A 10,177-nucleotide genomic window follows, 5' to 3' on the forward strand; every position below is an offset into this window, starting at 1 on the left:
AATTAACCTTTTAATAACTTTCTTGCTGCACCCTCATCGGTAATTAATATGGTCGAGGGTGGTGCTTGTTTCATATAGGCCTTAATTGCTTTCGCCTTTGAAGCGCCGCCTGCCACAGCTAACACATTGGGAATCTGTGCTAGGTCTTCTAATTGAAGTCCAATCGTTAAAACCTTATGGACGATTTCACCTTTTTCATTAAAATAATAGCCAAAGGCTTCCCCAACTGCTGCGTTCGTTTCTAACTTCTGCAAAATTTCGGGTTTAGATTTTCTTCGTTCAGCCATTGTGATAGCATCCCCAATTCCATGAAGAACCATGCTTGCTGATTTTATTAAATCTAAAACTTCATGAATTTCGGGCTCTTTAATAAGTGATTCATAAATTTCGTTACTAACTTGATCGGGTACATAGAATACACGATGTTTCGAGTGTGTATTTTTTGACATGATTGAGCTAATGGTATTCGCTTGGTTTTGAACATCCTCACCTATACCGCCACGGGCAGGGACAAACAGCAGTTCTTTTTTGCCAAGATCTGATGTAAGGACGTTTGCGACAGCAGCCATGGTCGAGCCACCAGTTACAGCGATAATATTTTTACCTGTTAGGTTCATTTTCATGCAATTCGCACTAGCCTTACCAAGGTCTTCCTTAACCATTAAGGATTCGTCGCTGTTACCAGGTACAATCACAACCTTATGTATTTTAAGGCGGTGTTTTAACTCTAGCTCCATTACATCAATACCCCTTAACTCTCGGATTAAACCCTCTAAGTCCTCTAGCAAATTTTTCCCTTCAGAGGTCAAACTCATTCCAATATTGTTAATCGAAATAAGGTTTTGTTCTTTTAGGAAATCTACTTCACTTCGAAGGACTCTTTCGGTATATCCAAGGTTAGCTGCAAGACTCCTTCTTCCTACAGGCTGCATAAAACCTATATGCCTCAGGATAGAATACCGCTTATGTAGTACTTGAAGAAGATCAGGTAATAATCTTTTTTGAATATCGATGAGTGATTGCATAACACCTTGCTCCTTTATTGTATGTAGATGGTCATAAAATGTCCACCATAGACAAATTATGTCCCACTTCATCGAAAAAAAATCACCCCTGCTAACAATTTTCATTCTAACAGGAGTGAAAACCTTTTTCAACTTAAAAGTTTCCCTTTTTTTCTTGTAAACGGTTACGTATGTCCATTTTATCAATAATTCCAAAAGCAACTTCTTCCCCATCCATTTTAACCACTGGAATCATAATTCCGTACAGTTCTGTTAATTCATCACTTTCGTCAATATCAACTTCTTCTAATATAATGTCCCAATCTTGCTTTAACTCAATGATTATTTGCTTTGCTTTCTCGCATAAGGAACATTGCTTTCGTGTATATAAGGTAATTACTATTTGTGGCATTGTTTTTTCCTTTCAATCAAACCTTTTTCTTTTCGAAGAGGAAGCTATTCCAAGTTGATCCCGATATTTAGCAACTGTTCTCCTTGAAACAACAATCCCTTGACTTGTCTTAAGGACTTCAACAATTTCTTGATCTGAAAACGGATTTTGTTTATTTTCCGTTTCAATCAACGAAGCGATTGCATTTTTCACTTGGCTTGATGATGTGTTTTCGTTTGAGACCGTTTGAATGGTGCTCGTAAAGAACGATTTTAACGAGAAAGTTCCTATTGGAGTTTGAACATATTTTTCCTTTACAGCACGGCTTACGGTTGATTCATGTATTTCTAGTTCAGCTGCTACTTCCTTCATCGTCATTGGGACTAAGTATTCCCGTCCTTTTTCAAAAAAACACGATTGCTTTTCAACAATTTTACTCACAACCCGTGTTAGAGTTTCCTTCCGTTGCTCAATACTTTTCATAATCCAATGATAATCCTGAACCTTCTCCTGCAAAAAGCGACCTACCTGGGAATCTTGTGTACTAGTAAGTTTTTGATAATATTGATCATTAAAACTAATTTTAGGAATGCTGTCATTACACAGCCTCACTGAATATCCACCTTCGAACCGTTCCACAATCGCATCAGGGATAATATAGGAGGCATTCTCTTGTTCCAATCTTGATCCAGGTCGTGGATTCAATTGCTGGACAGTGTCAAATACCTCTTGAATCTTTTGAATAGGAATTTGTAATTCCTTAGCAATATGCTTCCATTTCTTTTCTGCAAATGGAACGAAATAATCAGATAGGATAGTCAGCGCTAAATGGTCCGCTAAGTTTTTTCGTTCTATCTGAATTACTAAGCATTCTTGAAGGTTTCGAGCACCTATTCCAGCAGGTTCTAGAGTTTGTATGACAATAATACATTCATCTACCAGCTCTAATGGGACTCCTAAAAATTCTGAGATTTCGCTTGGTTCAGAAGCTAAGTATCCGTTTACATCTAGGTTCTCAATTAGATATTTAATCACTTTCAATTGTCTGCTAGAGTATTTATGAAGGGTAAGTTGATTAATCAATTGGTCTTCCGTAGTAGATGACTTGGCTGCGATTTGTTCTATCCACTCATTTTCTGTATTTTTATTATTATACTTTTTCCGCCGATTGCGGTCTATTAATGGGTTAATAGGCTGAATATTCTTATTCTCAACCTGTAGCAGGGGATTTTCAAGCGCCTTGTTTTCTAGGAATGCAGTAAGCTCTTGTGCTGAATATTGTAAAAGCGCAATCGCTTGGGTTAGTTCCTGAGTCATTGCCAATTTTAACGATTGTTGTTGCCATAAGCCTGCTTTCAAATCCATATCCTATTCCCCCCTTGTTCCATTTTACATGATGAAAGGGGTTTCGTGTATGGAAAATAAAAGTTAAATAATTTAACTCTCTTTTTACTTGGTAAACGAGGGAACACTTAACTATAGCCAAGTTTACACTGCCTTAAATAAAGTATCTACTCAGAGTTTTCATATTTTGACCATCTGCTGCAACTGGGTCGTTAAAATAACCTGCATCCGTTATTTCCTGACATAAATACCCCTCAAAATTATAGGTATTAAGACAGGTAACCATATCCTCTAACGGAAAGGTGCCATCCCCCCAAATTAAATGTCCAAATGGAGTACCGTCTACAAAATGAATATTCACAATATCTTGATCAAAGGTTTCAAACCACTGCCAAATAGTTTCATTCGCTACCCCCATCGGATTTGTGTCCAGCATGATTTTAAAAGAAGAATGATTAATCTCATCAAACATTCTTTTCGCATCCTGTAAAGTGGTAACAAGTCCTGTTTCATCCGGACGCAAGGATTCCATTGAAAGGACAATCCCTTCCTGTTGGGCAACGTTCGCTAATCGAAACAGCATATCTCTTGAGCGCTTCCAAGCTTCCTCACGATTTTCTGTTTTATATCCCCACCCCGAATTGATATGTAGTGACTTACTTCCTAGTTCGGCCGCCGCTTTTATTCCATTGGAAAAATAGTGAAAACTCCTTTCTCTATACTCAGGTTCAAAAAGGCAATATTGATAGCGATATAAAACGGAGGCAGCAACAAAACCGACTACGTTCAAACCCATAGATTGAATTTTATTCCTCAACATTTTACAGTCGCTATAGGTTACATAATCAAGCCAAAAATGCGGGGGTCCTCCCCATAAAGCAATACTTGTAAACCCTATAGATTGTTGGGCATTTAAGAAATAATCGAGAGAGTAATTTTTATAATGAATATTCATTCCAGCAACTTGGTCACGCCTAATTGAAGGCTTCATCATACTTTCTCCTTTCTAGCATTTCAAATACTTACGAAGTGCCTTCATATTCTTCATATCCGCAAATGCTGGATCTTTATAGTAGGAACGTGAAGTAATTTCTTGGCCCAAATAACCTTTGTAGCCATGATTATTTAGCTTTGTAATAAATCTCCCCAAAGGATAGCAGCCATCGCCCCAGACCAAATGATCACTCGTGTTTCTGCCATCAACAAAATGGGTATGGACAATTTTCTCACCTAACGTAGCGAACCATTGATCAATACTCTCACCTGCTGACTCAACAGAAACAAGATCGAGGAGCGCTTTTAAATTGTCATTGTTGACTTCTGCAAATAATTTAGTTAACTCGTTCAAATTCCTGATGACGCCTATTTGGTCAGGACACAATGTTTCCATTGCCAATGTGACATTATTTCGCTTAGCCTCTTCACATAGAATAGAAACAGATTCTACACATCTCTCCCAAGCGGTATCATAGCCTTCATCCTGATATTTACCCATTGTATTAATGGGCATCACCGATACGCCTAGCTCTGCAGTTACTTTAATGCATTTTTTAAAATACTCTATAGACTTTCTATGCCTGTCTGGATCTGTTGCACATAACATATATCTATAGGAGGTACATTCCGGGGTAAAGGCGACAATGTCTAGATTTCTATGCTCGATTTGTTTTTTTATTATTTTACAATCATTATATGATAAGTGATCAACCCAAAAATGTGGAGAGCCTCCCCATAATTCAATACTACTGCAGCCTAATTTTCTTTGTACGTCTAGAAAGTATTCAAAGGAATAGTAGTAATAATGAATGTTCATTGCAGCAATTTGCTTTTCTATTATCAAACAATCCGGTTTCCCCATACCCTTTCACATCACAATCTTTTATATTTTAAGAAAACAAAAGGGATTTAGAATATTGGTTCTAAATCCCTTTATTGATGCTATTAATCTATTGATTAAGGATATTTTCACCTGTAAAACCTTTTAGTAGATCTGGATCATTTAAATCTTCCAGTGATTTCTTTTCAAATTGCGCAAAAGTACCATCGGTTAAAATTCTATTTAAAACCTTATCCACTAGTTCTATAAAATCCTCATTTCCCTTTGGAAATGCGATAGAGGCACCTGGATCTCTGTCTTTAGGAACATCATATTTGAGGTAGTCTACCAACATAATTTCAGGGTTAGCCTTCACATAAAGTATTCCTTGCTTTTCATTAAATACTGCAGCATCAACCTTTTTGTTTAAGAGCGAAAGAAGGATATCCGGTGCTTTGCTTAGCTCAAAAAGCTCTGCTTTTGGATATTTTTCAAGGAGTGTAACGGAAGTAGAACTTCCTTTGATCGAACCGATTTTAGCACCAGCTAATTGGTTTTCCTCCTTAAACAAAGGTTTATCCTTGTCTTCTGTTCTAATGGCAATGGTTTGTAATGATCTGTGATATGGAATCGAGAAATCCATATTTTTCTTTCTTTCCTCGGTTGCAGATAGAGTTGGAGCAAAGTCTATTTTATCGGCTTGCAATGCAGCTAGGGCACCGTCAATTTGCAGTTCCTTTATTTCAAGTTCAACTGGAACGCCCAAATATTTTTCAACTTCTTTGGTAATATAATAAACCAAATCAACTTCAAATCCAGCAAGAGTATCTTTGCCATTTACCATTTTGTGAAATCTCCAAGGAGGTGTCTGAGCAGCAAATCCCGTTGTCATTTTGCCAGTTTCTTTCACTCTTGTTAAAACTGGCCCAAGTTCCTTAGCTTCTTCTGGTTTTTCTTCAGGCTTAGCAGTAGGAGAATCATTTGCTGCTGGCTTTTCTGTTGTTGTTTTAGATGAAGATGCGCAGGCAGCCAAAGTTAACATTAAAATACCAACCAATACTAATAAGCTAGCTTTCAGTGTAAATTTTCTCACCATAAACACTTACCCCCTGTAATTGTATTAAAGAACCATTTTGGTTTACTAAATCTATTATCTTACAGCACCTTACTTAAAAAATCCTTGGTTCTTGGATGCTGTGGATTACCGAATAACTCACTTGGTTTATTTTCTTCTAATACAATTCCTTCATCCATAAAGATGACCCGATCCCCTACCTCACGAGCAAAACCCATTTCATGTGTGACAATAACCATTGTCATCCCTTCTCTTGCTAGCTCCCTCATAACCTCAAGTACCTCTCCCACCATTTCAGGATCTAGTGCTGAAGTTGGCTCATCGAACAACATGACATCAGGGCCCATCGCTAATGCCCTGGCAATGGCAACACGCTGTTTCTGCCCACCAGAAAGCTTGGATGGGAAAACATTGGCCTTTTCCTCCAAACCAACTCTCTTAAGTAATTTCATACCAATTTCAGTTGCTTGTTCTTTAGATAATTTCTTTACGTCCCGCGGTGCAATCGTAACATTATCTAAAACTGTTAAATTATTAAACAAGTAAAACAACTGAAAGACCATACCAATTTTTTCTCGATGTTTATTGATATTCGTTTTTTTGTCCGTGAGAGAAGCACCCTCAAAAATAACTTCTCCTGCACTTGGTTCCTCTAACAAGTTTAGACAGCGTAAAAAGGTACTCTTACCTGAACCACTGGGACCAATGACAACAACGACTTCACCTTTTTTGATCTCGATATCGATCCCCTTAAGGACATCAAGCTTGCCAAAACTCTTTTTTAACCCATTAACTTTAATCACTTGCCTTCAGCCTCCTCTCTAGGATGCCAATTAAATGCTTTAATACATAAGTTGTTATAAAGTAAATGATTGCCCCAACGATTAATGGTTCAAATGCCAAATACGTATTTCCTCTTATCGTATCAACGTTATACATCAGTTCGGAAATTCCAATAACGGACATCAAGGATGTATTTTTAATGATAATAATAAATTCATTACAAAGCGCTGGTAGTATGTTTTTAATTGCTTGTGGAACAACAATCCGTCTCATTGCATTTCCATGCGTCATCCCTAGGCTTCTCGCCGCTTCCATTTGCCCCTTGTCCACTGCCTGAATGCCTGCTCGGACAACCTCTGCTATATACGCTCCACTATGAACAGATAAAGCGAGGACAGCAGCTAAATAATCTGGAAGATTTAAAGAAAGTCCGTAGTAAATGAGATAGATTTGTACTAAGAGAGGAGTTCCTCGGATGAAGTTAATATAGGCTACTGCAAACCAACTGAGTACCTTTATACTTGAAAGTCTAAATAGAGCTAACGTTATACCCCATGCAATACTTATGATCACTGCGAAAAAGGCTAGGAGAATTGTCCATTTAAAGCCCTCAAGATAGTACATCCAATAATCTTCAACAAAGTAAAATGTCAACTAAATTCTCCTTTCTATATTTGTTAGAGAATTTCTGCTTTTTACGGTCGAAGGGACCCCCTCCCTCCGACCGCTAGTTTTTAATCGCAGTCAACCTCAAACCAGACATAATTTATTTTTTCACCCGCAGCAGTTGTAGCTGAATGAAGCGTCTTTTCTGGAATGTAAACCCAATCCCCATCTTCAACTGTGATGGTTTCGCCAGAAGCTGTAAATTCAAATTTCGTTCCATCCATTCCATAGAACCACTGCATGACCGTTTCGTGGGAGTGTTCTCCAACATAATCTGGACCATCACCTGAAACAAGTCCCATTAGAATTCTAGCAAGTCTACCGCGAGTAACAATAATATAAGAAAGAATACCTTTACTCTTGAATCCTTCTTCATAGCGATCACAATCTGAAAGTAACCGGAAGTGTGGAAGTGTCATACGAGAATGATGAAGTTTCTTTTTATCATCTTCTGTAATATCTACTAAAAGCTCTAAATATTCTAAGTCAGTTGCTGCTTGTATAGAAAACCCTTCTGCATCAAACATTGGGATATAAACAGCTGCTTCAGTGATATTGTAAGCTTTCTTAGGTGTTGCGATATATCCTGTTCCTTTCGTAAAAAAGAAGATTTGAGTTTTATCGGTATAAACCTTTGGTGTCACATTTGAACCTGCTTTTAACGTACATTTGTAGGTAGCCACACCTGGATACGTATTCGGAAGCATTTCTCCTTTTGCAAATCCATTTTCAAAATTCTGTGGAATATCCTCTCTTTTAACATTTCTTAGTACTGACATTTTCATAGACATTCTTTTAACCCCCTGGATGATCATAGAATTTGTAAACGCTTTTAATATTTACAATTTTATGATAACTCAGGACAAGATATTTTAAAAATGAATTTATTTGATGTATAACATTAACAAAATGAATGTTTTTTGGAATTTTGCCGTAAAGCCATTCTATTAAAATCGATTATTTGGAAGAAGAGGCAATGGAATAGTTACAATTTTCAATCCACTCTTCACTAGATAAGAAATTTTTTAGATACCCATCGAAGATTTCCATCCCATTGGGATTTTCGGGATTTCCGTCTCTATGTGTGAGTTTATAACAAATTCTATTTGGAGGAGGCTCTGAAATGGTATGGATCTCAAATCCACCCATATTCTCAAAAACTTTAGCAATCGAAATCGGCATGATCGACCAGCAATCTGAATTTCTCATGAAATTAAATAGAAAAGAAGGTGCATTAATACTAATATAAGGATTAATCGCCGGATTCCACCAATAATCATGCCATCTCTGATACTCAGATCCCCATGCCACATAAAGCTCTTTCCTAGGATCAAGCTCACTTGGGTGGATGGGACCAGGTTTATAACTATTTAAACGACACACTAAAAACATTGGCTCGCTTAATAGCGGTGTTGTGATGATATTCTTATAGCGAAATTGTGTTACCGTAAAACCAATATCTATTTCCCGGTTTTCTAGTAACATATAGTTATAGGAACATTGTTGAGTCCTAATTTGAAGATTAATGGGTGCTTGATCATTTAAAATTCGATTGTATAGGTTAGAAAAAAGGTAGAGATTTAAACTATCTGCCGATCCTACTGTTATGGACGAAAAGGCTTGGTCCGTTTTAAACTGTTGTGTATCCCTCCATAGTGCTGCCCATTTTCGAGCAATTTGGACAAATTCCTCCCCCTTTGGCGTCAAATAAATGGTCCTTTGTCCATTTCCACGGATAATCAGGGTAGTTTCAAGCTCTTTTTCAAGGGATTTTAGGCGATGACTTATCGTAGATTGGGATAAGTATAGCGTCTCAGCTGCCTTCGTAATGCTTTGTGAATCAACAATCGCAAGAAATGCCTCGATTTCCGATAAATTCATGCAAGAACCACTCCATTCTATTTATTTTCTTACAAATTCGCTAAAATTTATAAAATTTCCTCTATTTTTGTCAATTTTTCGTACTAGGTGAAATCTAACTATTGGATAAAAAAAATTCCCTACGAGAAATTCGTAGGGAATTTTTTTATTGCGGAAATTATGATGCGCTCGGCAGGAATCGAACCTGCATTTCAAGCTTCGGAGGCTTGCGTGCTATCCGTTGCACCACGAGCGCTTATGTGCGACTTACATATTATATGCCAATTAGCAGAACTTTGCAAGCTAGAATAGGTTTAAAAATGACCTAAATGGTTATGCTGAAATAGGGAAAGTTGTCGAACACATTTGAAGGCGAATTGTTTGACCTTAATTGACCATCAGTGTATGATAACAATACATAAGTAAAATCTTTCATACTTAAAGGAGGAAGAAAAATGAATTTGATTCCTACAGTTATTGAACAAACAAACCGTGGAGAAAGAGCATACGACATCTATTCTCGTCTGTTAAAAGACCGGATTATTATGCTTGGCAGTGGTATTGACGATCATGTTGCTAATAGTATTGTAGCACAGTTACTTTTCCTTGAAGCTGAAAACCCTGAAAAGGATATATCTATTTATATTAACAGCCCTGGTGGTAGCATTACAGCTGGTATGGCTATTTATGACACGATGCAGTTCATTAAGCCAGATGTTCAAACCATTTGTATCGGTATGGCCGCATCAATGGGTGCGTTCTTACTTGCAGCAGGAACAAAAGGCAAGCGCTATGCGTTACCGAATTCTGAGGTTATGATTCATCAGCCATTAGGTGGAGCACAGGGTCAGGCGACTGAGATCGAAATCGCAGCTAAGCGTATTTTATTCCTTCGTGAAAAATTGAATGGAATTTTAGCAGAGCGCACTGGTCAGCCTTTAGAAGTTCTCCAAAGGGATACCGACCGTGATAACTTCATGACTGCTGAACGAGCAAAAGAGTATGGCCTTGTTGATCATATTATCACAAGAAGCCTTGCAGAAGACAAGAAAGATAAGTAATAGTGGAGCAGCCGTTTTATTGACGGCTGCTTTTTTATTTGGGAATAGTTGGATGGGGTGACCCGAATGCTGTTTCTGAACGCTTTTCGGTCACTATGAAGCCCTTATAGTTACCCATACCTCTCCAAATTTTACTTCTCGGTCACTATAAAGCTCTTATAGTTACCCATACCCCTT

General features: G+C 37.6%; 11 protein-coding genes and 1 tRNA gene. 1 reads left to right on the forward strand and 11 read right to left on the reverse strand.

The window, feature by feature from the left end; genetic code table 11:
* Positions 1 to 2: 2 nt before the first annotated feature.
* The 11 genes from V7124_RS09875 to V7124_RS09925 all read right to left on the reverse strand — a co-directional run bounded on the left by V7124_RS09875 (position 3) and on the right by V7124_RS09925 (position 9,195).
* Positions 3 to 1,025 carry a sugar-binding transcriptional regulator gene (locus V7124_RS09875; protein WP_335488763.1) on the reverse strand — a complete coding sequence of 341 codons (1,023 nt, stop codon included), beginning with the start codon at positions 1,023 to 1,025 and terminating at the stop codon, positions 3 to 5.
* Positions 1,026 to 1,158: 133 nt separating this feature from the next.
* Positions 1,159 to 1,416, reverse strand: a complete 258-nt coding sequence (locus V7124_RS09880; RefSeq protein ID WP_335413096.1) for a glutaredoxin family protein — start codon at positions 1,414 to 1,416, stop codon at positions 1,159 to 1,161.
* Positions 1,417 to 1,428: 12 nt separating this feature from the next.
* A complete protein-coding gene (gene rpoN / locus V7124_RS09885; protein ID WP_335488588.1) occupies positions 1,429 to 2,760 on the reverse strand; it encodes an RNA polymerase factor sigma-54 in 1,332 nt (443 codons plus the stop codon).
* Between the two features lie 133 nt (positions 2,761 to 2,893).
* On the reverse strand, positions 2,894 to 3,730 hold the full coding sequence (locus V7124_RS09890; RefSeq protein ID WP_335488592.1) for a sugar phosphate isomerase/epimerase family protein: 837 nt from the start codon (positions 3,728 to 3,730) through the stop codon (positions 2,894 to 2,896).
* Positions 3,731 to 3,745: 15 nt separating this feature from the next.
* Positions 3,746 to 4,597, reverse strand: a complete 852-nt coding sequence (locus V7124_RS09895) for a sugar phosphate isomerase/epimerase family protein (protein ID WP_335488594.1) — start codon at positions 4,595 to 4,597, stop codon at positions 3,746 to 3,748.
* Positions 4,598 to 4,685: 88 nt separating this feature from the next.
* Positions 4,686 to 5,651, reverse strand: coding sequence for a transporter substrate-binding domain-containing protein (locus V7124_RS09900; RefSeq protein WP_335488597.1), 966 nt, complete (start codon positions 5,649 to 5,651; stop codon positions 4,686 to 4,688).
* Positions 5,652 to 5,710: 59 nt separating this feature from the next.
* Entirely contained in the window at positions 5,711 to 6,433 is a 723-nt protein-coding gene (locus V7124_RS09905) for an amino acid ABC transporter ATP-binding protein (RefSeq protein ID WP_335488600.1), read from the reverse strand.
* Entirely contained in the window at positions 6,426 to 7,067 is a 642-nt protein-coding gene (locus V7124_RS09910) for an amino acid ABC transporter permease (RefSeq protein WP_335413110.1), read from the reverse strand. Before V7124_RS09910 ends, V7124_RS09905 begins: the two co-directional genes overlap by 8 nt.
* 80 nt (positions 7,068 to 7,147) lie before the next feature.
* The gene (locus V7124_RS09915) at positions 7,148 to 7,870 is read right to left on the reverse strand and encodes a cupin domain-containing protein (protein WP_335488603.1); all 723 of its coding nucleotides are present in this window, start codon (positions 7,868 to 7,870) and stop codon (positions 7,148 to 7,150) included.
* A gap of 166 nt (positions 7,871 to 8,036) precedes the next feature.
* Positions 8,037 to 8,960 carry a LysR family transcriptional regulator gene (locus V7124_RS09920; protein ID WP_335488606.1) on the reverse strand — a complete coding sequence of 308 codons (924 nt, stop codon included), beginning with the start codon at positions 8,958 to 8,960 and terminating at the stop codon, positions 8,037 to 8,039.
* Positions 8,961 to 9,123: 163 nt separating this feature from the next.
* Positions 9,124 to 9,195 (reverse strand) — tRNA-Arg (locus V7124_RS09925).
* Between the two features lie 199 nt (positions 9,196 to 9,394).
* Between V7124_RS09925 and clpP the strand changes: the two genes are divergently transcribed.
* Positions 9,395 to 10,000 (forward strand): ATP-dependent Clp endopeptidase proteolytic subunit ClpP, encoded by a 606-nt coding sequence (clpP, locus tag V7124_RS09930; RefSeq protein WP_335413115.1) that lies wholly within the window; start codon positions 9,395 to 9,397, stop codon positions 9,998 to 10,000.
* Positions 10,001 to 10,177: the final 177 nt, after the last annotated feature.

The organism is Neobacillus niacini (assembly GCF_036961885.1).
GTDB lineage: Bacteria > Bacillota > Bacilli > Bacillales > Cytobacillaceae > Neobacillus > Neobacillus niacini_H.

What these genes read in the sequence shown, in the direction of transcription:
- V7124_RS09875 (WP_335488763.1), bottom strand. Translation starts at nt 1,025, where the DNA reads ATGCAATCACTCATCGATATTCAAAAAAGATTATTACCTGATCTTCTT.
- V7124_RS09880 (WP_335413096.1), bottom strand. Translation starts at nt 1,416, where the DNA reads ATGCCACAAATAGTAATTACCTTATATACACGAAAGCAATGTTCCTTA.
- rpoN (WP_335488588.1), bottom strand. Translation starts at nt 2,760, where the DNA reads ATGGATTTGAAAGCAGGCTTATGGCAACAACAATCGTTAAAATTGGCA.
- V7124_RS09890 (WP_335488592.1), bottom strand. Translation starts at nt 3,730, where the DNA reads ATGAAGCCTTCAATTAGGCGTGACCAAGTTGCTGGAATGAATATTCAT.
- V7124_RS09895 (WP_335488594.1), bottom strand. Translation starts at nt 4,597, where the DNA reads ATGGGGAAACCGGATTGTTTGATAATAGAAAAGCAAATTGCTGCAATG.
- V7124_RS09900 (WP_335488597.1), bottom strand. Translation starts at nt 5,651, where the DNA reads ATGGTGAGAAAATTTACACTGAAAGCTAGCTTATTAGTATTGGTTGGT.
- V7124_RS09915 (WP_335488603.1), bottom strand. Translation starts at nt 7,870, where the DNA reads ATGTCTATGAAAATGTCAGTACTAAGAAATGTTAAAAGAGAGGATATT.
- V7124_RS09920 (WP_335488606.1), bottom strand. Translation starts at nt 8,960, where the DNA reads ATGAATTTATCGGAAATCGAGGCATTTCTTGCGATTGTTGATTCACAA.
- clpP (WP_335413115.1), top strand. Translation starts at nt 9,395, where the DNA reads ATGAATTTGATTCCTACAGTTATTGAACAAACAAACCGTGGAGAAAGA.